General features: G+C 67.8%; 2 protein-coding genes. One reads left to right on the plus strand and one right to left on the minus strand.

The annotated features are described in order from the left end of the window. On the minus strand, positions 1 to 1,687 hold a 1,687-nt coding region (gene lepA / locus AOK11_RS38080; protein ID WP_055598175.1), incomplete at its 3' end, for a translation elongation factor 4. A 249-nt stretch (positions 1,688 to 1,936) separates the two neighbouring features. Here lepA and rpsT point away from each other — a divergent pair. After that, positions 1,937 to 2,203, plus strand: a complete 267-nt coding sequence (gene rpsT, locus AOK11_RS38085) for a 30S ribosomal protein S20 (RefSeq protein ID WP_055598176.1) — start codon at positions 1,937 to 1,939, stop codon at positions 2,201 to 2,203. Positions 2,204 to 2,360 lie beyond the last annotated feature (157 nt).

Raw genomic sequence — 2,360 nt, forward strand, 5'->3', positions numbered from 1 at the left:
GGATGGCGCGGACGGTCTCGCGGGCGATCACCCGGGAGCCGATGGCGGCCTGGACGGGCACCTCGAAGCCCTGCCGCGGGATCAGCTCCCGCAGCTTGGCGACGAGCCGCACGCCGTACGCGTACGCCTGGTCCTTGTGGGTGATCACCGAGAAGGCGTCCACCTTGTCGCCGTGCAGCAGGATGTCGACCTTGACCAGGCTGGAGGACTGCTCGCCCGTGGGCTCGTAGTCCAGCGAGGCGTAGCCACGGGTCTTGGACTTCAGCTGGTCGAAGAAGTCGAAGACGATCTCCGCGAGCGGCAGCGTGTAGCGGATCTCGACCCGGTCCTCGGAGAGGTAGTCCATGCCGAGGAGGGTGCCGCGCCGGGTCTGGCACAGCTCCATGATCGCGCCGATGAACTCGGTGGGCGCGAGGATCGTGGCCCGCACCACCGGCTCGTAGACCTCGTCGATCTTGCCCTCGGGGAACTCGCTCGGGTTGGTGACGATGTGCTCGGCACCGTCCTCCATGAGCACGCGGTACACCACGTTGGGCGCGGTGGCGATCAGGTCGAGCCCGAACTCGCGCTCGAGGCGCTCACGGATCACGTCGAGGTGCAGCAGGCCCAGGAAGCCCACGCGGAAGCCGAACCCGAGGGCCGCGGACGTCTCCGGCTCGTAGACCAGGGCCGCGTCGTTGAGCTGGAGCTTGTCCAGTGCGTCGCGCAGCAGGGGGTAGTCGGAGCCGTCCATCGGGTACAGGCCGGAGAAGACCATGGGCTTGGGCTCCTTGTAGCCGCCCAGCGCCTCCTCGGCCCCCTTGTGCTGGCTGGTGATGGTGTCACCGACCTTGGACTGGCGGACGTCCTTCACACCGGTGATGAGGTAGCCCACCTCGCCGACGCCGAGACCGTCGGAGGACAGCATCTCCGGCGAGTTCGTACCGATCTCCAGCAGCTCGTGCGTCGCGCCCGTGGACATCATCCGGATGCGCTCGCGCTTGTTGAGCTGGCCGTCGATGACCCTGACGTACGTCACGACCCCGCGGTACGAGTCGTACACCGAGTCGAAGATCATCGCGCGGGCCGGGGCGTCCTTGACGCCGACCGGGGCGGGGACCTCGGCGACCACTCTGTCCAGCAGCGCCTCGACGCCGAGCCCGGTCTTGGCGGACACCTTCAGCACGTCGTCGGGCTCGCAGCCGACCAGGTTGGCGAGCTCCTCGGCGAACTTCTCGGGCTGCGCGGCCGGCAGGTCGATCTTGTTGAGCACCGGGATGATCGTGAGGTCGTTCTCCATCGCCAGGTACAGGTTGGCGAGGGTCTGGGCCTCGATGCCCTGCGCGGCGTCCACCAGGAGGACCGTGCCCTCACAGGCGGCGAGCGACCGCGACACCTCGTAGGTGAAGTCGACGTGCCCCGGCGTGTCGATCATGTTGAGGATGTGCGTGCTGCCCTTGTCGTGAGTGGGCGCCCACGGCAACCGCACCGCCTGGGACTTGATCGTGATGCCGCGTTCGCGCTCGATGTCCATGCGGTCGAGGTACTGGGCACGCATCTGCCGCTGCTCGACCACGCCGGTCAGCTGGAGCATCCGGTCGGCGAGCGTGGACTTGCCGTGGTCGATGTGCGCGATGATGCAGAAGTTGCGGATCAGAGCCGGGTCGGTACGGCTCGGCTCGGGCACGTGGATGGGGGTCGCGGGCACGCAGGGTCCTGATTCTTGAGGCGTCCGCAGTGTCTGCGGTCTCGGGTCGGATCGGATCGATACGTAGCTTCCATGGTCCCACGCGCGGCGAGTATGGCGCCCCGGCCGGGGCCGGGTTTGGGCCGCCCGTCGGGCCGCTGGTAACGTGGGGGGTTGTGTCTCTTGCCCTCTCGGTGCGGGGCACATCTCAAGAAATTCACCGGTCCGGGACCCGCGCGGCCCCGGACCAGAACCTGTAGAGGCTCATTCGTGGCGAACATCAAGTCCCAGATCAAGCGGAACAAGACCAACGAGAAGGCCCGGCTGCGCAACAAGGCCGTCAAGTCCTCTCTGAAGACCGCGATCCGCAAGGCTCGTGAGGCCGCTGCCGCGGGCGACACCGAGAAAGCCACCGAGTACCAGCGCGCTGCCGCGCGTCAGCTCGACAAGGCCGTCTCCAAGGGTGTCATCCACAAGAACCAGGCCGCCAACAAGAAGTCGGCGCTGGCTCGCAAGGTCGTGGCCCTCAAGGGCTGAACCGCTCGCTGAGCTGATCTGACCGGATTCGATCCGATCGCCGGCAGGACCCGGGCGGGCCCTCTCTCTCCGCCCCCGACCGGCACCCCGAGCCTGTACGCGGCCTGCGTTCGCCACGCGGGTACGGGCTCCGAGCTTTCACCGAGGACCCCGCTCC

The organism is Streptomyces hirsutus (genome assembly GCF_001418415.1).
Taxonomy (GTDB): Bacteria; Actinomycetota; Actinomycetes; order Streptomycetales; family Streptomycetaceae; genus Streptomyces; species Streptomyces hirsutus.